The organism is Streptomyces sp. NPDC059010, from assembly GCF_042740355.1.
In the GTDB taxonomy this organism is placed as follows: Bacteria; Actinomycetota; Actinomycetes; order Streptomycetales; family Streptomycetaceae; genus Streptomyces.
Genome location: NZ_JBHYJA010000002.1, coordinates 56,342 through 76,632, shown reverse-complemented (window position 1 = coordinate 76,632; position 20,291 = coordinate 56,342). Strand labels below are relative to the sequence as shown.

General features: G+C 71.5%; 16 protein-coding genes. 10 read left to right on the top strand and 6 right to left on the bottom strand.

Annotated features, from left to right (window positions below):
• Positions 1–10: 10 nt before the first annotated feature.
• On the bottom strand, positions 11–880 hold the full coding sequence (locus ACFWYS_RS02465) for a helix-turn-helix domain-containing protein (protein ID WP_384762342.1): 870 nt from the start codon (positions 878–880) through the stop codon (positions 11–13).
• A 171-nt stretch (positions 881–1,051) separates the two neighbouring features.
• On the opposite strand from ACFWYS_RS02465, the gene ACFWYS_RS02460 reads away from it, so the two are divergent.
• From ACFWYS_RS02460 to ACFWYS_RS02435, 6 genes are all read left to right on the top strand, one after another.
• Positions 1,052–1,717: an SDR family NAD(P)-dependent oxidoreductase gene (locus ACFWYS_RS02460; RefSeq protein WP_384762340.1), complete on the top strand. Its 666-nt coding sequence runs from the start codon at positions 1,052–1,054 to the stop codon at positions 1,715–1,717.
• A gap of 17 nt (positions 1,718–1,734) precedes the next feature.
• Positions 1,735–2,265 (top strand): cyclophilin-like fold protein, encoded by a 531-nt coding sequence (locus tag ACFWYS_RS02455; protein ID WP_384762338.1) that lies wholly within the window; start codon positions 1,735–1,737, stop codon positions 2,263–2,265.
• A 45-nt stretch (positions 2,266–2,310) separates the two neighbouring features.
• Positions 2,311–3,072, top strand: coding sequence for an SDR family oxidoreductase (locus ACFWYS_RS02450; RefSeq protein ID WP_384762336.1), 762 nt, complete (start codon positions 2,311–2,313; stop codon positions 3,070–3,072).
• Positions 3,073–3,285: 213 nt separating this feature from the next.
• Positions 3,286–4,557: a DUF418 domain-containing protein gene (locus ACFWYS_RS02445; protein ID WP_384762334.1), complete on the top strand. Its 1,272-nt coding sequence runs from the start codon at positions 3,286–3,288 to the stop codon at positions 4,555–4,557.
• 281 nt (positions 4,558–4,838) lie between these two features.
• On the top strand, positions 4,839–8,903 hold the full coding sequence (locus ACFWYS_RS02440; RefSeq protein WP_384762333.1) for an SGNH/GDSL hydrolase family protein: 4,065 nt from the start codon (positions 4,839–4,841) through the stop codon (positions 8,901–8,903).
• A 79-nt stretch (positions 8,904–8,982) separates the two neighbouring features.
• Positions 8,983–9,375: a hypothetical protein gene (locus ACFWYS_RS02435; RefSeq protein WP_384762331.1), complete on the top strand. Its 393-nt coding sequence runs from the start codon at positions 8,983–8,985 to the stop codon at positions 9,373–9,375.
• A gap of 144 nt (positions 9,376–9,519) precedes the next feature.
• On the opposite strand, the gene ACFWYS_RS02430 is transcribed toward ACFWYS_RS02435, so the two are convergent.
• Positions 9,520–10,872, bottom strand: coding sequence for a diacylglycerol/lipid kinase family protein (locus ACFWYS_RS02430; RefSeq protein WP_384762329.1), 1,353 nt, complete (start codon positions 10,870–10,872; stop codon positions 9,520–9,522).
• Positions 10,873–10,999: 127 nt separating this feature from the next.
• Here ACFWYS_RS02430 and ACFWYS_RS02425 point away from each other — a divergent pair, with 127 nt between their 5' ends.
• The gene (locus ACFWYS_RS02425; protein ID WP_384762327.1) at positions 11,000–11,533 is read left to right on the top strand and encodes a hypothetical protein; all 534 of its coding nucleotides are present in this window, start codon (positions 11,000–11,002) and stop codon (positions 11,531–11,533) included.
• Here the strand turns inward: ACFWYS_RS02425 and ACFWYS_RS02420 are convergent.
• The gene (locus tag ACFWYS_RS02420) at positions 11,523–12,680 is read right to left on the bottom strand and encodes a serine hydrolase domain-containing protein (protein WP_384762326.1); all 1,158 of its coding nucleotides are present in this window, start codon (positions 12,678–12,680) and stop codon (positions 11,523–11,525) included. The genes ACFWYS_RS02425 and ACFWYS_RS02420 overlap by 11 nt on opposite strands.
• 358 nt (positions 12,681–13,038) lie before the next feature.
• Between ACFWYS_RS02420 and ACFWYS_RS02415 the strand changes: the two genes are divergently transcribed.
• Positions 13,039–14,727, top strand: a complete 1,689-nt coding sequence (locus ACFWYS_RS02415; protein WP_384762324.1) for a sigma-70 family RNA polymerase sigma factor — start codon at positions 13,039–13,041, stop codon at positions 14,725–14,727.
• Positions 14,728–14,751: 24 nt separating this feature from the next.
• Here ACFWYS_RS02415 and ACFWYS_RS02410 read toward each other — a convergent pair whose 3' ends face one another.
• The gene (locus ACFWYS_RS02410; RefSeq protein ID WP_384762322.1) at positions 14,752–15,441 is read right to left on the bottom strand and encodes a glycerophosphodiester phosphodiesterase; all 690 of its coding nucleotides are present in this window, start codon (positions 15,439–15,441) and stop codon (positions 14,752–14,754) included.
• Between the two features lie 64 nt (positions 15,442–15,505).
• Positions 15,506–16,567 (bottom strand): adenosine deaminase, encoded by a 1,062-nt coding sequence (locus ACFWYS_RS02405; RefSeq protein WP_384762320.1) that lies wholly within the window; start codon positions 16,565–16,567, stop codon positions 15,506–15,508.
• Positions 16,568–16,723: 156 nt separating this feature from the next.
• On the opposite strand from ACFWYS_RS02405, the gene ACFWYS_RS02400 reads away from it, so the two are divergent.
• Entirely contained in the window at positions 16,724–17,716 is a 993-nt protein-coding gene (locus ACFWYS_RS02400; RefSeq protein ID WP_384762318.1) for a hypothetical protein, read from the top strand.
• 181 nt (positions 17,717–17,897) lie between these two features.
• Here the strand turns inward: ACFWYS_RS02400 and ACFWYS_RS02395 are convergent, their stop codons facing one another.
• On the bottom strand, positions 17,898–18,452 hold the full coding sequence (locus ACFWYS_RS02395; RefSeq protein ID WP_384762316.1) for an NADAR family protein: 555 nt from the start codon (positions 18,450–18,452) through the stop codon (positions 17,898–17,900).
• A gap of 199 nt (positions 18,453–18,651) precedes the next feature.
• On the opposite strand from ACFWYS_RS02395, the gene ACFWYS_RS02390 reads away from it, so the two are divergent.
• Positions 18,652–20,202 carry a gamma-aminobutyraldehyde dehydrogenase gene (locus tag ACFWYS_RS02390; RefSeq protein WP_384762314.1) on the top strand — a complete coding sequence of 517 codons (1,551 nt, stop codon included), beginning with the start codon at positions 18,652–18,654 and terminating at the stop codon, positions 20,200–20,202.
• Positions 20,203–20,291: the final 89 nt, after the last annotated feature.

Here is a 20,291-nt window from a genome sequence, read left to right as displayed (position 1 = left end):
AACGGTCTGGTCAGGCGGGAGGGGGAGAGGCCGGCAGGTTCTGGTCGGCGGCCCAGGACGCGAGGATGCGCAGCCGCTCGTGGGTGGGGGAGCCGGGGGCCGCGGTCCACACGGTCAGGTGCTGGTCCGGGTCGGTATTCGCGGTCAACGTGTCCCAGTCCAGGACGAGTTCGCCGACGACCGGATGGTCGAGGGTCTTGGTGCCCACGGTCCGTGCGGCGACCTTGTGGTCGCCCCACCACCGGGCGAACTGCTTGTCCCGCAGGGACAGTTCACCGACCAGCTCGATGAGCCGAGGGTCCTCGGGATACTTCGCGGCTTCCATGCGCAGCTGGGCGACGGCGATCTGCGCGGAGGTCTCCCAGTCGGCGTAGAGGGTGCGCATGGCCGGGTCGGTGAACTGGATCCGCGGGTAGTTGCGGTGCTTCTCCGGGACGCGGGAGAAGTCGGTGACCAGCGCCGCCGCCAGCGCGTTCCAGGCCAGGATGTCCCCACGGCGGCCCTGGACGATGGCCGGGGTCGCGGTGAGATCGTCCAGCACGCGCTGCAGCTGCGGCTGGACCTTCTGCCGGCCTCGGCTCCGGGGGCGTGTGCTGGTCTTGCCGGCGAGCTGGAAGAGGTAGCCCCGCTCGTCGTCGTCCAGATGGAGCACCCGGGCCAGGATGTCGAGGACGGGCGCGGAGGCCTGCATGCGTCCTTGTTCGAGGCGGGTGTAGTAGTCGGTGCTGATGCTGGCGAGCTGTGCGACCTCCTCGCGGCGCAGCCCGGCCACCCGCCGAGGCTGTCCCGTGTCGGGCAGGCCTACGGTGCGCGGGCTGAGCTCGGCACGGCGCTTCTTGAGGAATTCTCCCAGCTCGTTGAGGGGAACCTTGCTGGTCATGCCGCTCAGCATGACACCGATCACGTCCGAGGAAGGAGGGAGAGATTACTCCCAGGATGTCGTCCTCCCCGGACACGTTTGCCCGCTTCTCGCCGTGGCCGTCGCGTGTGAGGCTCGACAGGTCACGGATATCCGCCCTCGGACCGCCCCTGCCTCGCCAAAGGACGCACCATGACGACCTTCGCTCTCGTCGGCGCCGGACCCGGCCTCGGTCTCGCCACCGCTCGCCGCTTCGGTTCCGCCGGCCACGCCGTCGCGCTCATCTCCCGCAACGCCGAGAAACTGGAGGCACTGACCGCCGAACTCACCCGCGACGGCATCCGGGCAGAGGGCTTCACCGCCGACGTCCTGGACGCCGAGTCACTGGACGCCGCCCTGTACACGGCCGCGAAGGCGCTGGGGCCCGTCGAGATCCTCCAGTACAGCCCCGTGCCCCACGCCGACTTCATGAGGCCGGTCCTGGACACCGGCGTCGACGACCTCGACGCGCCGCTGTCCTTCTCCGTCAGGGGTCCGGTCACCGCGGTCAACGCCGTCCTGTCCGGCATGCGCGCCCTCGGCCGCGGCACGTTGCTGTTCGTCAACGGCGGCAGCGCCGTACGCCCGCACCCCGAGCGGGCCGGTACGTCGATCGCCTTCGCCGCCGAGAGCGCCTACGCCCGCATGCTCCACGACGCCCTGGCCCCGGAGAACATCCACGCCGCCCAGCTGATCATCCCCGGCGCGATTCGGCCCGACGCCGAGCACAGCAGTCCCGAGGTCCTGGCGCGGCGCCTGTACGACATCCACCTCAAGCGGGACGGCTTCCGCCACTACGCCGAGCCCCTGCCCGACTGACGCTCCTGGCGGATCCCGTGACCCTGACCACCCGTTCCGGCCTTGCCCGCGCCGTCCCGACCGCCTTACTGCTCGCGCTGACCGCCTGCACGGACGACGCACCGCCGCCTTCCCCGTCCTCCTCCGCCTCCACGCCACGACGCACCCCCGCAGCGACGGCCACGGCACCCGCCGCGCCGTCCGACGACAAGGGCACCGCCATGACCATCCGGCTCACCCTCGACGGCCACCGGGTCGACGCCACGCTGAACGACAGTGCGACGGCCCGCGACTTCGCCGCCCTGCTCCCGCTCACCCTGAACCTGAGCGACTTCCACCAGACGGAGAAGATCGCCGATCTTCCGAGCCGACTGTCCACCTCCGGCGCACCCGACACCGCCGAAGCCAAGCCCGGTGACCTGGCCTACTACGCGCCCTGGGGCAACCTGGCCCTCTTCTACCGCGGCAGCGGCTCCAGCGACACAGGCCTGGTCATCCTCGGCCGCGTGAACGGCGACATCGAACGCCTCGCCACCGCCACCGAGGTCACCATCGAAGCCGTCTCCTGACCGGGCCCACTCCCGACTCTCAACTCTCAACGGGAGCAAGAACACGTGAACCCCGCCTACGACTTCACCGGCCAGGTCGCCCTCGTCACCGGCTCCGGTATGGGCCTGGCCACCGCCCGCGCCTTCGCGGAGGCCGGGGCGGCCGTCGCCCTCACCGACATCGACGAGGCCGCCCTAGACGCGGCCGTCAGGGCACTCATCGACGCCGGCCACCAGGCCCTCGCCCTCACCTGCGACGTCAGCGACGAGGACCAGGTCGCCGCGGCGGTCGACCGCACCGCCGAGACCTTCGGCCGCCTCGACATGGCCTACAACAACGCCGGGATCCAGATCCCGCCCAGCGACGCCGCAGAGGAACCCGCCGAGCGGTTCGACCGCGTGCACGCCATCAACCTCCGGGGCGTATGGGCCTGCATGAAGCACGAGTTGCGGCACATGCGCGCCCAGGGCAGCGGCGCCATCGTCAACTGCTCGTCCCTCGGCGGCCTGGTCGGCCTCCCCGGCCGTGCCTCGTACCACGCCTCCAAGCACGGGGTGATCGGCCTGACCACCAGCACGGCCCTCGAATACGCCCCGCGCGGCATCCGCATCAACGCCGTCTGCCCCGGCACCATCGACACCCCCATGGTCAGCGACATGATCGACAAGGGCGAGCTCGACCGAGCCGAAGCCGAGGCCAACCAGCCCATCAACCGCCTCGGCACCGCCGACGAGATCGCCCAGGCGGTCCTGTGGCTGTGCAGCCCCGGAGCGAGCTTCGTCCTCGGCGTCGCCCTGCCGGTTGACGGCGGTTACGTCGCCCGATGACGGCCCGTGGGGGATGTCGCCCGGTGACGGCCAGTGGGGATGACGACGAAGCCCGTCCCGGGGAGGAACCCGCCGCCGTGGAACCGCACGACCACGGGCCGATCGCCATAGCGCACGGCGCCCGGCCGGTGGGGGCCCTACCCGCCGGGTGGCGGGGGCGGACCGGACGGTCGTCGGATACTGCGGGCGCGGGCCGCTCGCCAACTTGGTCTCATGACCCAGAACGCAGACGACACGGCGCTCGCGGCGCCGATCAGCGCCCCGTCCGGGGCCGTGGGGAACGAACAGCACACGGCTCCCGAGACGGGCCGAGTCCCGGTCGGCCGTCTGATCGGCGTGGACCTGGCCCGGGGGCTCGCGGTGTTCGGCATGTACGCGGCCCACGTCGGCCCCGACCCCTCCCAGGGCGGCATCACCGGGCACCTCATGGAACTGGCGCACGGGCGGGCCTCCGCGCTCTTCGCCTTCCTGGCGGGCTTCTCGATCATGCTGATGACCGGCCGCCGTACCCCGAAGACGGGACGGGCGGGCCGGCAGGCGGTCGCCAAGGTCGTCATCCGGGCGCTCGTCCTGCTGGTGCTGGGCACCTGGCTGACCTCGATCGGCACCCCGGTCGAGGTGATCCTCGCCTTCTACGGCCTGTACTTCCTGCTGGTCCTGCCGCTGTACCGGCTCACCGCCGGGCCGCTGGCGGTGATCGCCGCGGCCAGTGCCCTGGTACTGCCGCAGATCCTGTACGTCGTCCAGCACGCCCTCCCCGCCGACGGCGCCGAGGGCGTCTGGGCCTGGCCCGCGGACGCCGACGGCATCGTCTCGCTCCTCTTCACCGGCAGCTACCCGGCCCTGACCTGGATCCCCTTCGTCATCGCGGGCATGGCGGTGGCCCGCCTCGACCTGGCCGCCACCGTCGTACGGACACGCCTCGCCCTCACCGGCGTCGCTCTCGCCGTCGTCGGCCACGGCGGCTCCTGGCTGGCCCTGCACCTGGTCCCGGGCGCCCTGACGAAGCTGGGCGCCGGAGGCTGGGGCGAAGGCGACTGGAGTGGGAGCGGCTGGGGCGGGGGCGGTTCAGCCGCGTCAGCCTGGTGGTCCGACACCTGGGGCAACCCCGACGGCAGCACCCCGGTCGGCCTCCTGGTCGCCTCGCCGCACAGTGAGACGACCCTGTCGATCCTCGCCAACACCGGCGTCGCGATAGCGGTCCTGATCGGCTGCCTCGCCGCCGTCGACGCCTTCCCCCGCTTCCACCGGGCCGCCCGTCCGGTGATCGCGGTCGGCTCCATGTCCCTGACCGCCTACGTCTTCCACATCGCCGGCATCCACTTCCTCGGCATCGAGGAGCTGCCCGGTCCCGCCCTCCATGTGCTGGTCGGCTTCATCGTCGCCATCACCGTGTTCGCCGCCCTCTGGTCGCGCCACTTCCGCCGCGGCCCTCTGGAGTGGGTGCTGGGCAAGGCCACCAAGCCCGCTGAACTGGTCCGCTGAACCAACCGCCCGACGCCCGCCGGAGCCGCTGCGGCCACCGCGGTCGCCGGGCACCGGAACGTACGTCCCGCTGAACCTCGGGTCCGCCGCACGGTCCGATGCCGGCCTGTCTCCCTGATTCCGGGCCGGAGTTGCAGGGATCTCGGGCGGAGACGGGCAGGAGAGGCCGCGCTGTCATGCTGTCGCACGCCCGCCGTGCCAGGTGGGCCCATGCGGTCACATGTCCATGCTTTTGGGCATGATCTCCTGAAAGAGACAGGAAGTTGAGACGCAGACGCAGCATGTCGTATGCGCGAGTTCCGGTGACCATGGCCGTCGCGCTGGCGGTGGCCTTCGGCGTCGGGACGACGCAGGCCTACGCCAATCCCCTGCCCCGTACGGCGAACGGGGAGCCGACTCCCCGGGCCTCCTCCGAGAAGAACACGAACCCGACCCCCCGACCCGACGCCATCCCCGAGAAGAAGCGCGCCGCGATCCTCGGCAAGGACTACCGGACCTCCACGGACCGGGCGTTCACCACCTCCGGCGACGGCACGGGCTTCCATGTGATGGTGGCCGACGAGAAGAACGGCTACCAGTGGAAGACGGCCGCCTCGCTGTCCGAGCCCGGGTTCGAGGCCGACACCTGGATCGGCAACGCCTGTGTGACGGAGTCCGGCAAGTACGCCGCCGTGGCGTACGCGCCGCGCACGTTCACCAACAAGCCGGAGCTGATGAGCCGCGGCGCCTTCACGGCCCTGGTGAACCTCACCAACGGCGAGGTGCGCAAACTGCCGTACACGGCGACGCTCGGCTACTTCTCGCCGGGCTGCGGCACCGGTGAGCAGGCGGTGTTCACCCAACTCACCGACGAGAACACCTCCGAGAAGGTGGAGACCCGCCTGGTCACCACCGACGCCCGCACGGGCAGGGCCGAGAAGGCGACGGTGGCCGGTCAGGTCACCTCGGCCGTCCCGGCGGGCGACCACATCGTGGCGGCCCGCGGCAAGGCGATCGTGCGGATCGACGGGGCGAGCGTGAAGACCGTCGCCCCCACGCACGCCGTGCCGTTCCAGCTCAAGCCGGACGCCGACGGCGGTGTCACCTTCATCGACCGACTGCCCGTAGCGAAGCAGGCGGGCAAGCAGGCTAGCCAGGAGGCGGGCAAACAGGCGGGCAAGCAGTCCCCGGCCGCCGACCAGGCCGCCGTCTCACGCGTCACCGAGCAGGCCGTCGAGACGGCCGACGGCAAGGCACGTGCCGCACAACTCGCCCAGGGCTCCCTCACCCGCTTCGACCTCGACCGGACCCCGCAGGGCGCGGTCTACGTCACCGGTGAGGCGAAGAACAAGGGTGCGTTACCGCGTGCCGTGCACAACCCTGGCGGCCTCGCCAAGGACGCCCGTATCTCCAGCCGGGGCGCGGCCGCGCTGACCACGGCCTGGGCCGACGGCAAGGACTCGCGGATCTCGCAGAAGGACGCCTTCTCGGCGCGCGGCGCCCGCATCACCATGAAGGCCCTGGACACCGGGAAGACGACGGTGCTGGACGCCGCTCCGGGCAACCGGATCGGCAGCGCCGGAGCGCAGCGGGCCGCGACCGCGCAGAGCCCGGCGCTCACCGGCAAGGCCGCCGCCTCCTCCTCCGGCAAGGCAGGCTCCTCCGGCAGGGCGTCGACGCTGGCGTCGCCCGTCGACGATGACCGCACCTGCTCCGTCCCCCGCAACGACCCCAAGAAGCAGGCCTTCCAGCCGACCCCGCGGCAGATCGAGTGGGCCGTGGACCAGGCGATCGTCGGCAACCTCAACGCCTCCGCGAGCCGGCCGGCGAACTGGAAGAACACCGGCATGGCGGCCTACGCGCCGCAGAGCCTGTTCCCGCTGACCTCCATGAGCGGCGGCAGCGGAGCCGACTGGCACGTTCCGGCCCAGGTGATGCTCGGTATCACCGCCCAGGAGTCGAACATGTGGCAGGCGACCCGGTTCGCCGTGCCCGGTGTCACCGCCAACCCGCTGATCGGCAACTTCTACGGCATCGCGTACGCCTCCGACGGCCAGCAGACCGATCCCTGGGCGATCAACTGGTCCAAGTCGGACTGCGGTTACGGCGTCACCCAGGTCACCGACGGCATGCGGCTGCCCGGCCATGGACAGCCCACGAAGACCGTCGTCCAGCAGGAGGCGATCGCCCTCGACTACGCGGCGAACATCGCCGCCGGCGTGAACATCCTGATCGAGAAGTGGAACCAGACCCGCGCCGACGGCATGCTCGTCAACGACGGTGCGCCCAAGTACATCGAGAACTGGTTCTACGCACTGTGGGCCTACAACAGCGGCTACTACCCGAAGGCCAACGCCGGGAACACCTCCGGCAAGTGGGGCGTCGGCTGGACGAACAACCCGGCCAACCCGCTGTGGAAGGAGAACCGCACCCCCTTCCTGGAGAACTCGGCCGGCGGGGACGACTACAGCCATGCCGCGCACCCGCAGGACTGGCCCTACGAGGAGAAGGTGATCGGCTGGGCGGCACGGCCGATCTCGGCGATGTTCAAGCCCGGTGACTTCCAGCCCGGCTACCGGGCCGCCTGGTGGAACTCAAACGCCTACCGCACCAGCGCCAAGCCGCCGATCGGCCTGTTCTGCGACAGCAGCAACGACTGCGACGCCTCGAAGATCAGCGAGGGCGCGAACAACAACACCGGCGGCGGCCCCTGTCTGCTGCCGGGCGACCCGAACGAATCCGACCCGCTCTACCTGAAGTGCTGGTACCACCAGCCCGCCGGCTGGAAGAACTGCACGTCCAGCGCCATGTGCGGCAATCCCATCCACCGGTTCGACACGACCTATCCGGAACAGGCGGACGCCAACTCCTATCCGCCGCAGTGCTCGGCCGACGTGCCCTCGGGCACCTACATCGTGGAGGACCTGGCCAACGGCATCACGCCCGCAGGATCCAGTGGCCGCTCATGCAGTTCGGTGTCGTCCGCCGGCTCGTTCGGCTTCGACTTCGGCAGCGCGTCGGCCCGTATCGACCTGCATCAGATCGGCGCGGGATACGGCAACCACTTCTGGTTCTCGCACACCAACAAGCAGGGCACCGCGGACGCGAGCCGGCTGCAGACCACCGGCACCTGGACGCTGAACAAGTCCGACCGCGGCTGGATGCGGGTGTGGGTTCAGCTGCCCGACCACGGCGCGCACACCCGCCAGGCGGTGTACCGGGTGGGCGGCTCCGACTCCACCGGCGCGAGCCGGGCCCTGCCGCAGCGGGTGGGGGCCAACAAGTGGGTGCCGATCGGCGTGTTCAACTTCACCGGCACGCCCACCATCTCCTTGTCGAACGTGACCCAGGACGGCAAGGGCACCGAGGACGTCGCCTGGGACGCGGTCGGCTTCCAGCCGCTGGCGAACAAGCCCACCCACCAGATCGTCGCGATGGGCGACTCCTACTCCTCGGGTGAGGGCGCCTCGGAGAACGGCGGCGACGACTACTACCCCGAGTCCGACTACTACGACGAGCAGCAGCCGGACACCGAGAACAAGTGCCACCGCTCCACGAAGGCCTGGTCGCGCCAGGCCGTGCTGCCGGGGGCGTCGAAGTCCATCGGGGCGATGGCGGACGACCGGGACTCCAGCATGGACTTCCAGTTCATCGCGTGCTCCGGTGCCCGCCACTACAACATCCTGCGCAGTGGTCAGTACGGCGAACTCGGGCAGCTCGACAAGGGCTATCTGGACCAGAACACCACGATGGTCATGCTGTCGATCGGCGGCAACGACGCCCGGTTCACCGACATCTTCATCCACTGCATCACGGCCTTCACCGTGTGCAACGACGACTCCATCGAGAACAAGGACCCCGACACCGGTGGGACGGTCGACGGGGAGACCGGGCCGATGGACCAGTGGGCACCGAAGTGGCTCCATGACCAGGTCCGGCCGCGTCTGGCCACCACGCTCAACGAGATCCACAAGCGGGCGCCGAAGGCGAGGATCGTCCTGATGGGCTATCCGGTGCTGCTTGAGGGCAACGGCCAGTGCATCCCGGGCGTCGGCACCGAGGAGGCGCCCTGGCTGAACGAGATGGCGAACATCATGGCCGGCGAGATGCAGGGCGCCGTCAACGACGCCAACAGTCAGTACAGCGCCAACGCGGTCTTCTCCGACCCTCGCGACGAGTTCGCCGGGAAGGCGATCTGTGGTGACCCCGAGTCGGTCCACGGCATCGTCCTGTCCGGTCACTCGAAGGCGGACAACCGCGACTGGGACTGGCTGCCGGGCAATGTGGCGCCGTCCATGAAGTCCTTCCACCCGAAGGTCTCCGGAGCCGGCCTGTACGCCGACGCACTGGAGCACACGCTCGGCTGATCACCGGCCGGCAAGGATCGAACGGGGTCTGAGTACGCGTGCTCAGGCCCCGTTCACCACCTCGTGAAACGGTGAGGGCATGACGAGGACCAGGGTCCCGCGCCGGCTGAAGGGCGTGCTGGTGTCGGCGGCGGCCGCAGCCCTCTGCTACTGGATCTGGACGGCGGCACGGGAGTGGGCCGATCGCGCTCAGGCCGGGCCCGACTCCAACTTCGGCTCCGGATTCCTTCCGGCGCTGCTGGCGCAGATCGCCGGCGTGGCGCCGATGCCGCTGCTGCTGTGGGCGGGGATGCGCGCGGTGCGCGAGCGGGGCAACCATCTGCTCGTGTTCGGCGGCGCGCTGGCCTGGCCGTTCGTCGGCGGCCACATCATCGAGGACGCGGGCGTCGCAGCCACCCAAACCGTCCTGTACTGCGCCCTGTTCGCCGCCCTCGGGGGCCTGCTGTCCCTCGCCGAGACACCGAAGAACTGAACGGCGGACAGGACAGGCCGAGTAGCGGCGTTGGACGAACGGCGCTCACGGCAGGCCGGGCGGTGGCATTGGACGAATGGAGCCCACGGCAGGCCGAGCCGCGGCGTTGGACGAACGGCGCCCACAGCAGGCCCAGTCGCCGCGTCAGATGAACGGCCCCCGGCGATGCACCGCCGTACGCCCCACCGTCGCCGCCAGTTTGCGCAGGCGGCGCCAGTCCAGGCGTGGGGCGCGCTGCGGGACGCCGGGGCGTTTGCGGGGGACGCGGACGCGCAGGGCGCCGGGGGTGATGCGGCAGTGCACCGGGGCGGGCAGCACGAGGGCCTCGCCGTCGATGCCGGCCTCGATCTCCGCGCGGTCGGCCTCGATGACCACTTCGGTCGCGGTGAGGATGGTCAGGCCGCTGGGCGCGGGGTCCAGAAGCAGTGCGGCGGCCTCGGCGGCGCTGTCCACCCTGATGCCCAGGACGCCGAGGACGGCCGCGTCGAGGCGGTCACGCCGGCCCAGCCCGAAGGGGTCGTCCGTGCGGTAGGGGTTGTTGCTGACCAGCACGGCGTGAGGGGCGTCGAGCGTCGTGCCCGACGCACGGGCCGTCAGTCGCGCGCCCTGCTGGCGGGTGAGCAGGTCGGGCAGCAGCTCCAGGCTGGTGCCGAGCTTGTCGTCGCGGTAGCCGGGGCTCTGCACGATGGCCGCGTACGCCCCGAAGGAGGCGTTGTTGACGAAGGGCCGGCCATTCGCGAACCCCAGGTCGACGCGCAGCTCCACACCGTCGGTGAGGGCGTCGAGGCAGGCGGCGGGGTCCTCGCGGTCGAGGCCGAGATCCATGGCGAAGTGGTTGCGGGTCCCGGCGCTGATCACCAGGAACGGGATGTCGTACGCGGCGGCCACGGCCGCGACCCGCGCCTGGGTGCCGTCCCCGCCCGCGACGCCCAGCAGGTCCGCGCCGTCCGCCACGGCCTTGCGGGCCAGGGCGGTGACGTCCTGGTGGTGATCGGGGTCGAGCAGGATCACCTCGGCGCCGAGCCGCTCGGCCTTCTCCTTGAGCGCGAAGCGGTCCACCTTCCCGCCGCCCGAGCGAGGGTTCATGATCAGGACCGCCCGCTGCGGCGGCACCGCCCTGCGCTCCCGCATCACCCGCACCCGGGTGCTGCCCGCGCCCCGCAGTGCGTACCGGCCGCTCCACACGGCCAGCGTCCACAGCGCCACGGACATCAGCAGCGCCCAGAACAGGGTGGCCGCGAACAGGGCGATGAGGGCCGCCGGCAGGGCCACGGCCAGGACGGCCGCCGCCCAGCGCACCGGACCGCGCAGGGTCAGCGTCCACCACACCGCGACCGCGCTGAGCCCCAGGCCCGCCGCTCCGGCCACCAGCAGCAGGACGCCGCCGACACCGCCGTAGGCGAGCGGCACGAGCACCGCGAGCCCCGCCGCGGCGAGCGCCGTGCGCGCCGCCCACCGCTGGGCCCGGTAGGCCCGCCCGCTCAAGTCCAGGCCCATGCGTCCTCCCTCGTCGGCGGACATCGTAGGTCCGGAGGGACGTGAACCGCACGGCGGCGGCCGGGAAGCGGGCCCCCTGCGGGAACTCTCTTTTGAACGCGTTCAAGTCCAGGCGTACGCTACCGCCATGAGCGACAGAGCCGCCCTGCTGAAGGGCATCCGTGTCTGGCTGGCCTTCTTCGTCGTCTGCCTGGTGCTCAGCGGCGCCACGGCCTTCCCCCTCGTCCATGAACTGCGCTGGACCGAGGACCTGTTGCGCGCCCTGTCCGTGCCGGAGCACCTGCCCGGTCTCATGGACTGGATCGAGCGCGTCCGGCACGGGCTCGACACCGCCGACGCCGAGCACCCCTTCCTCCTCTACGGCACGGACTGGCTGGCCTTCGCCCACCTCGTCATCGCGGTCGCCTTCTACGGCCCCTACCGCGATCCGGTCCGCAACATCTGGGTCGTCGAGTTCGGGATGATCGCCTGCGCCGGCATCATCCCGCTCGCCCTGATCTGCGGCCCGATCCGCGGCATCCCCTTCTGGTGGACGGTGATCGACATGTCGTTCGGCGTCTTCGGCGTCATCCCGCTGTATGCCGTACGGAAGCGGATCAAGCGGCTGGAGGCGCTGACGGCGCCGTCGGCGCCCCCGGTGGCCGTCGCCGTCAGCGGTTGAAGGCGGGGAAGGCGAAGCGCCGGGCGATGGCCTCGCCGTCGCCCCGGGCATCGGTGGAGTTGACCGAGTAGACCACGGTGCGGGACAGATCGCGGGTGGCCGCGACGACCGTGTGGTAGCCGGGCCGGGAGCCCGTCTTGGCCCAGACCGTCCGGCCGTTCAGCTGGAACGGCGAGAACGGCGCGCCCATCGTGGCACCCGGCACGTCCGGCACCGCGAACATCTCCTTCAGCTGCGGCTCGGGCACGACACGCCCCCGGAACACGCCCACCAGCAGCCGTTCGAGATCCGCGGTCGTCGAGATCATGTCCCCCGCCGCCCACCGGTCGGACATGTTCCAGTCGGTCACGTCGACCAGCCTGCCGTCGATCCACTCGTACCCGCGGTTGTGCGGACCGTGGACACGGGGGTCGGGGCCGTCGGGGAACGACGTGTGCCGCATGCCGAGCGGCCGGAAGATCCGTACGGCCGCCTGGTGGGCGTACGAGTCGCCGGTGACCTTCTCGATCAGCATGCCGAGCACCGTGTAATGGATGTTGCCGTAGTCCTGCCGCTCACCGGGGCCGTACTCGGGATCCGGGCCCTTGGCGACCGACGCGGCGACGACCTCCTCGGGCGTCAGCGTCTCGAAGCGGTGCGGGTACATCTCCTCGGTGGTGTCGCCGAGGGACGCCCCCGGCCGAAGCCCGCTGGTGAAGTTCAGCAGCTGCCGTACGGTGATGGGCGCGAAGTCCTTGGTGAGCAGGCCCGGCAGGTACTGCTGCACCGTGCCGTCCAGCGAGATCCGTCCCTCGGCGGCGAGTTGCAGCACCATCGCCGCGGTCACGATCTTCGTCGTGGAACCGGCCCGGAAGCGGGCGCTCTCCAGCGCCGGCGCCCCGCTTCTCATGTCCCGCACCCCGGCCACCCCGTGCCAGCTCCCCTTGCCGCCGACGCGGATCAGCGCGGCCGTCGCGTCCTGGTCGGGCAGCCCGGCGAGCGCGGCGCACAGGGCCTCGACGTCGGGGCCGTCGGGCGAGGCGGCCTCGATCGCCGCCGCGGAGCAGGAGGAGGCGGGCCGCGCGGACGCCGTCCCGGCCAGCGGCAGCGCGGTCAGGGTCAGGGCGAGCGCGGAGGTGAGAAGGGCGGGAAGCGGGCGTACGGGCATGGGCTGCTCCTGAGGTCGACGGGATGTGCGGCGAAGGTGCGTGATCATCGTCCGGCGCCCCGGCCCCGGCGGGATCGTCGCTGAGGAGGGGCCCGCACCCTGAAACGGCCCGGAGCAAGTGCCGTACGGAACAAGGGAGTTGTCAGGGATCGCCCCTACGGGCACTCGCTCGCCGAAAAAGTGTTATCGCCGCCCCCTTCACCGCGTCTCCACTCGCGTCCCTCCGTCCCCCACACCCCGGAGCACCCCCCATGCCTCGCCCGTACCGGAAGCGGAATGTGATCTCCGACATAGCCAACCGTGCAGGTCAGGCTGAGAAGGTGCGTACGGGCAGCAAGTGACCCGGGAGAGGACGCACGTGGACGAGGCAGCCGGCCGGCAGTGGCGCCCCACCATCGCGGCGGCGCAGGCCGGTGACCGGCAGGCGCTGGACGAGCTGGTCGAGGGCTGGCTGCCGCTGGTCTACAACGTGGTCGGACGCGCCCTGAACGGTCATGCCGATGTCGACGACGTCGTCCAGGAGACGATGCTGCGCGCCGTCGGCAACCTCGGCTCACTGCGGGACCCGGACAGCTTCCGCTCCTGGCTCGTCGCCATCGCCATGCGGCAGATACGCGACCGGGCGCGGCGCAAACAGCCCGTCCAGCTGGACGAGTCGGCCGCCCAGGAGGCCGCCGACTTCGCCGAACTCACCGTGCTGCGGCTCCAGTTGGAGGGGCAGCGGCGCGAGGTCGCGGAGGCGGTGCGCTGGCTGGACGACGAGGACCGGCAGCTGCTGTCGCTGTGGTGGCTGGAGGTCGCGGGCGAGCTGACCCGGCGCGAACTGGCCGCCGCGGCCGGGATCAGCAGACAGCACGCCGCGGTCCGCGTCCAGCGGGTGAAGGAACGGCTGGAGACCGCACGTGGCATCGTCCGGGCCCTCGACGGCGCCTGTCCCGGCCTGCGCGAGCTGACCGCCCGCTGGAACGGCCGCCCCGACTCGGTCTGGCGCAAGCGGCTGGCCCGGCACATCAGGGGCTGCGGCTACTGCGGCGACACCCGCGAGGCCGTCGTACCGGCGGAACGCCTCCTCGTCGGCATCGCGCTCGTCCCGATCCCCGTCGGCTTCACCCTCTCCCTGGCCCTCGGCGGCAAGACGGCGGTCGCGGCGACGGCCACGGCGACCTCCGTCGGCTGGTCCGCCAAGGTGATGGCCGCGCTCACCCAGCCCGCCGTGGTGGTCACGGCCGGCGCGACGTTGGTGGCGGGCGGCGCCTACGTCGTCACCCAGACCCCGGACGCCCCACCACGCGCCGCCGCCCCCACGACATCCAGCACGGCCAGGCCTCCGTCGCCCACCCCACCGGTGTCACCGTCGGCGACGCCCCCGCCGTCACCGTCACCGTCGCCGTCCGCGACGAAGAAGACCGAGCTGTACGGCACGGTCGTCGACGCCGTCGACCGGGCACCGGACCCGAACACCAAGCCCGCCGCCCTGCCGCGCCGCCCCGAGTCCGGCGTCACCAGCACCGGCGGGGCGCACGCCGTGATGAACCACCGCGGCGACAGCGTCACCCTCACCGGCCGGGGCTACGTCCTCGTCCGCTGGCAGATCTCGCCGCAGTACCGGGCGGGCGGCCTGGTCATGCCCGCCTGGACCGGACTGAAGGGCGAGCTCTTCCATGTCGCCTCCGGCGGCGGCCGCCGGATGGACGACCGCGTCAGCGACAGCGACGCCTCCGCCACCGGCATGGGCAGTTCGGCCACCGGCTTCACCGTCCTGCCGTCCGGCGCCCAGCAGATGTGGCAGAACGAGTGGTTCTATCTCGACGGCGGCGTCACCCTCACCGTGAACGAACGAGGCGCCGACTACGGCCTCAGCGTCTTCCCGTCGGACTGGGACGCCGTGAACAAGGACATCAACCTCGGGCCGCCCGACGGCGCGATCCGCTACGGCCTGGTCCGCGACACCGGCAAGGACGACACACCCGTCCCGCAGTACCTCACGCGCGCGACCCCCGCGGACGCGGCGACCGTGCCCCAGGAGTCCGGGGTGCGGCGCTCCTGAGCCGCACTCAGCCCGTGGCCGCGCTCAGCCCGTCGCCGTGCGCAGCCCCAGGAGGACGTCCAGGCGGTTCGTCGTGATCGAGTCGACACCGGCGTCCAGGAGACGGCGCATGGAGCGGCGGGTGTCCGGGGTCCACACGGAGAGCAGATAGCCGTCGCGGTGGACGCGCTCGGCGAGGGCGTGATCGACCAGACCGAAGCGGTAGTTGAGCCAGTGCGGGCGCACCGCGGCCAGCAGCGCGGGGCGCGGTGGCGCCAGCGTCGTCCAGGTCAGGGCGATCTCGGCGGCCGGGTCGGCCTCCCGCACGGCGAGCATGGCGGTGGCGTCCGCGCAGTAGTACACGCGGTCCTGGGCCCCGCACTCCCGCACGACGTCCACGATCCGGCGCGCCGCCCGCACATCGGGTGTGCCCGGCAGATCGAGCATCACCCGGCTTCCGTCGCACACCGCCAGCGCCTCCTGGAGCGTCGGCACCCCGCCCGCCGTGAGCCCCCGCACCTCGGCCGCCGACAGCGCGAGCAGCGGCCGGTCCTGCTCCCACAGCCGCTTCAGCGTGTCGTCGTGCAGCAGCACCGGGACGCCGTCCCGGGTGAGCCGTACGTCGATCTCCACCGCGTCCGCGCCGAGTTCGAGCGCGGAGCGCAGTGAGTCGAGCGTGTTCTCGCGGACACGGTAGGGGTCGCCGCGGTGGGCGACGGCGGTCACGTTCTGCATGAGGACATTCTGGGGGTGCGGTGGCGGGGCGGGGTGCTCCGGGCGCGCGGGTTGCGCGGGTTGCTCAGGGAGCGAGCCACCCGGCGGTGTACGTGTCGATCTCCTCCGCGATCCGGGCCTTGCCGGGCTCGTCGAGGAAGGACGCGGTCACGGCGTTCTTCGCGAGGTCGGCCAGGCCGCGTTCGTCGAGGTCGAGGAGGCGGGCGGCGACCGCGTACTCGTTGTTGAGGTCGGTGCCGAACATGGGCGGGTCGTCGGAGTTGATCGTGACGATGATCCCGGCCTTCGCGAACTCCTTTACCGGGTGCTCGTCCAGCGTGCGCACCGCGCGCGTGGCGATGTTGGAGGTCGGGCACACCTCCAGCGCGATCCGGTGCTCGGCGAGGTGGGCGAGCAGCTTCGGGTCCTGCGCCGAGCTGGTGCCGTGTCCGATGCGCTCGGCGCGCAGGTGGGTGAGGGCGTCCCACACCGTCTCCGGGCCGGTCGTCTCACCGGCGTGCGGCACCGAGTGCAGTCCGGCGGCGATGGCCCGGTCGAAGTACGGCTTGAACTGCGGCCTCGGTACGCCGATCTCGGGTCCGCCGAGTCCGAAGGAGACCAGGCCCTCCGGGCGCAGCCGGTCGTCGGTGGCGAGCCGCGCGGTCTCCTCGGCGGACTCCAGACCGGCCTCGCCGGGGATGTCGAAGCACCAGCGCAGCACGGTCCCGAACTCGGCCTCGGCCGCCTTGCGGGCGTCCTCGATCGCCGCCATGAAGGCCTGCTCGTCGATGCCGCGGCGGGTGGAGGAGAACGGGGTGATGGTCAGCTCGGCGTAGCGCACCTGCTGCCGGGCCAGGTCACGGGCCACCTCGTAGGTCAGCAGCCGTACGTCCTCCGGGGTGCGGATCAGGTCCACGACCGACAGGTACACGTCGATGAAGTGCGCGAAGTCCGTGAACGTGAAGTAGTCCGCCAGCGCCTCCGGGTCCGTGGGGACCTTGGAGTCGGGGTGGCGGGCGGCCAGTTCCGCGACGATGCGGGGGGAGGCGGAGCCGACGTGGTGGACGTGCAGTTCGGCCTTGGGCAGTCCGGCGATGAAGGCGTGCAGATCGCGCGGGACGCGGGCGTCGACGAGACGGTCGGTCAAGGTTCCTCCCCAGGAACGGCGTCCCCGCCGGTGTGGGTGGTGGCGGGGCGCGGGTGATCGGCTGATCGGTGACTCGGGGATCATCGTAGGCCGGGCCCGCGCCGTCGGAGCCGGGGCCTTAGCATGACGGCACGTACGACAGAGGGGGGCCTGCGCATGTCCGACGACGCGCGGCTGCCGGAGGGGCCGGAAGTGGCGGGGGACGCAGGGGGAGCGGGGGCTTCGCTGGAGAAGGAGCCGGGGGTGTCGTTCGACAAGAACGACAAGAGTGACAAGAACGGCAAAGGCGGCGAGGGTGATCAGAACGACGCGACGGTGACCGCCGGGGCGCCCGCGCCTTCCGCTCCCGAGGGTTCCGGACACACGGTTGTCTCGCAGCAGGATCCGCAGCAGCAGCAGCAGCCGGCCTGGCCCGCCCCGTCCGTGCACGACCAGCGGACGGTCACGTCGATGTCTCCGACAGGGTCTCCGGCTGCGTCTCCGTCGGGGGCTCCGACGGGGGCTCCGACGGGGGGTCCCATGGACGCGCCGCCGGTGTCGCCCTGGATGAACCCCTCGGGCGGCCCGGCCACGGCCACGCCGCCGCACGGCTCAACGGCCGACCCCTTCGCCCCGCCCGCTCCCACGCCTGCCGCACCGCACGGCTCGACGACCAACCCCTTCGCCCCGCCGCCTCCCGCAGCGCATGGCTCACCCGCCCATCCCTTCGCGCCCCCGGCCGTGCCCGGTCCCTACGCCGCGCCCGGTGAGCCCGTGCCCCCGCCGCCCATCGCGCCCGACGGGCCGGGGCAGGTTCCCTACGGCTATCCCGTAGGCCACGGCTATCCCGGCGGCCACGGCTACCCTCCGGGCCCGGGCCCGGGCCTGGGGCAGGGCTATTACGGCTGGCCCGGTGCACATGCCATGCCCAGCAATGGGCTGGGAACGGCGGGGCTGGTGCTCGGGATCATCTCCGCCGCGATCTTCTGTCTGTGGCCGGTGGCCATCATCCTGGGCGTGCTGGCGTTGATCTTCGGCACGATCGGGCGCGGCAGGGCGCGGCGCGGCGAGGCGACGAACGCGGGGCAGGCCCTCGCGGGGATGATCTGCGGTGCGGCGGGGCTGGTCCTCGGGCTGGGGATGCTGGCCCTCGTGATCGCGACGGCCTAGGCCACGCCGGGAGCCTCCCGCCCCGTTTCCCAAGAGGTCGGCCTTGAGTTCCTCAGCCCGTCCGGCGTTTGAGGACGAGGCCCGTTCAGGGCCGAAGCGGGGTCTGGGGGCGCAGCCCCCAGCGGGGGTCCGGGGCGCTGCCCCGGGATGGGACGGGTAGGGGCGGCGGGGGCGAGAACCCCTACCCCCGCAACCGCTCCCGCGCCTCCATCAGCGCGAACCCCAACAAATTCGGCCCCCGCCACCGCTCCGGATCCCCGGCCCCGTCATCCCCCGCGGCCAGCCCGATCCCCCACACCCGGTCCACCGGACTCGCCTCCACGAGCACCCGGTCCCCGGTCCCCACCAGAAACCCCCGCAGATCCGCGTGCGCGGCGAACTTGTGGACCGACCCCTCGACCACGATCCGGAACCGCTCCCGCTGCCACACCCCCTCGTCGAGCCCCCGCACCAGCCGCCCCGCCTTCTTCGCCTCCGCCGGATGCCCGGCCTCCAGCACCCCCCGCTCCGCCTCCGCGTCCCCGAACAGCCGAGCCTTCCCGGCCATCATCCAGTGCTCGGCGGTCGCGTACTCCACCCCGTCCACCGTGAACGGCGACGGCCACCACTGGCTGAGACAACTCGCGCCGACCCGCCCGTCGGGCAGCGGGCGGTGCCCCCAGAAGTGCAGATACTTGACCCTCGCCCCCGCACGGATCTCCTTGACCAGGACATCCAAAGAATCGATCTTCGCCATGCCCCCGAGCATGGCACGCACCACCGACAATCCGTCCCGCGTTTATCCGGCCAACTCGACACCTGGTCGACAGATTCCGTCGCGTAACCAAAAGGCAACAACGGAATCACTTGTTGGAGTCCTCCTGCTCTGTCAGGATCGGCACTCAAATCGAGCCTGAGCCACGCCGGCCCCATCGCGGGACACGGAGGAGAGCGACATGCAGAACCCGGGCACCTCCACCCCGGAAAGCGCCACCTCGCAACGATTCCCGGCCCAGGACCGCTTCGCGGACGGCGCGCAGTACATCGCGGGCCGCCTCGTGAAGGGGACCTCGGGACGGACCCACGCCGTGGTCGACCCCGCCACCGGTGAGGAGGTGTACACCTACGACCTGGCCGGCCCGGACGACGTGGACGCGGCCGTCGCCGCCGCACGCGAGGCGTTCCCCGCGTGGTCCGCCGCCACCCCGGGCGAGCGCTCCGACGCGCTGCACCGTTTCGCCGCCGTCCTCGCCGACCGTGCCGAGGACTTCGCCCGTGCCGAGTCCCTGCAGTGCGGCAAGCCGCTGAAGCTGACCCGCGAGTTCGACGTCCCGGGCACCGTGGACAACATCGCCTTCTTCGCCGGTGCCGCCCGTCATCTCCAGGGCCAGTCCGCCGGTGAGTACTCCGGCGACCACACCTCCTACGTCCGCCGTGAACCCATCGGCGTCGTCGGCTCCATCGCCCCCTGGAACTACCCCCTCCAGATGGCCGCCTGGAAGATCCTCCCGGCGGTCGCCGCGGGCAACACCATCGTGCTCAAGCCCGCCGAACTCACCCCCCTCACCTCACTCCTCTTCGCCCAGGCCGCCACCGACGCCGGGATCCCGGACGGTGTCATCAACATCGTCACCGGGACCGGGAAGGAGGCCGGGGAGCATCTCGTCGGCCATCCCGACGTGGCCATGACCTCCTTCACCGGCTCCACGGCCGTCGGCAGGCGGGTCGCCGAGATCGCCACCGCCACCGTCAAGCGGATCCATCTGGAACTCGGTGGCAAGGCTCCCTTCGTCGTCTTCGACGACGCCGATCTCGAAGCCGCCGCCAACGGCGCCGTAGCGGGCGCGCTCATCAACACCGGGCAGGACTGCACGGCCGCCACGCGCGCGTATGTGCAGCGATCGCTCTATGAGGCGTTCGTGGAGCGGACCGCCGCCCTCATGGACGGCGTCCGGCTGGGCGACCCCTTCGCCCCGGGGACCGACCTGGGCCCGCTGATCTCCCATGTCCAGCGCGACCGGGTCGCCGGGTTCGTCGAGCGTGCGCGTGCCTACGCGCGCGTGGTGGCCGGCGGCGAGGTGCCGCAGGGAGAGCTGAAGAACGGCGCCTACTATCGCCCCACCCTGGTCGCGGACGCCGCCCAGGACAGCGAGATCGTCCAGTCGGAGATCTTCGGTCCGGTCCTGGTCGTACTGCCGTTCGACAGTGACGACGAGGGGATCCGGCTGGCCAACGACACCCCGTACGGGCTCGCCGCCTCCGCCTGGAGCCGTGACGTCTACCGGGCGAACCGGGCCACCCGCGAGATCAAGGCGGGCTGTGTGTGGGTCAACGACCACATCCCGATCATCAGCGAGATGCCGCACGGCGGCTACAAGGCATCCGGCTTCGGCAAGGACATGTCAACGTACTCCTTCGAGGAGTACACCCAGATCAAGCACGTCATGTTCGACAACACCGCGGTCGCCAGGAAGGACTGGCACCGCACCGTCTTCGGGGACCGCTAGCCGGACCAGAAACCGGATCAGAAAGGGGCGGCCGACCGCCCGACCAGCGACCGGCCTCCTCTCCCTCCCGATCTCCCGAAAGGGCACCA